This window comes from Streptomyces neyagawaensis, from assembly GCF_023516595.1.
GTDB lineage: Bacteria > Actinomycetota > Actinomycetes > Streptomycetales > Streptomycetaceae > Streptomyces > Streptomyces neyagawaensis.
Window position 1 is genome coordinate 1 of the sequence record NZ_JAMGBG010000073.1, and the last position, 704, is coordinate 704.

Sequence of the window (704 nt, forward strand, 5' to 3'; positions counted from 1 at the left end):
TGTGGAAGACGCCCGCGTCCTGGGTGGCGTTGGCTCCGGACAGGTTCACCGCCGAGCCGACCTGGGTGAAGGTGGTTCCGTTGGTGGAGTAGTACCCGCTGACCTGGTTGCCGGTGCGGGTGAGCCGCAACCAGACCGGTGCCTTGATGCCCGTGGTCTTCTTCTCGGCGTCGAGGTATCCGTCGCCGTTGGAGTCGTATTCGAGCGTGACTCCGTTGCTGGGCGTCACGGCTATGACCGCGTACCCCGCTGAACTGCCCGCGGCGGTCATGTCGTTGCGCACCATGATGCCCGCCTTTGCCCAGGGGTCGGTGTTGTCCAGCTGGTCCACCTTGACGGTCGCGGTGGTGCCGCTGCTGAACGACTGGTTCTGGTAGACGGCCCCGTACTGGTCGTTGTGCTGCGGCGCACCGCCCCAGACGTCGGACCCGGCGCCGGTGATCGCGATGTCGCTCTCGTGCTGGGTGAGGATGGCCGGGATGTTCGCGTATCCGGCGTATGGGGGCGTGGTGATGCTCAGGCCTTCGAAGGCGGCCGTGCCCGGGACGTTGACGTTGTGGGAGGTGTGGAAGACGCCCGCGTCCTGGGTGGCGTTGGCTCCGGACAGGTTCACCGCCGAGCCGACCTGGGTGAAGGTGGTTCCGTTGGTGGAGTAGTACCCGCTGACCTGGTTGCCGGTGCGGGTGAGCCGCAACCAGACCGGT

1 protein-coding gene is annotated in these 704 nt (G+C 66.8%); it reads right to left on the reverse strand.

The features are described from left to right. A partial coding sequence (locus M8J73_RS27955; RefSeq protein ID WP_249829229.1) for a DUF1349 domain-containing protein occupies positions 1 to 704 on the reverse strand: 704 nt, incomplete at both ends.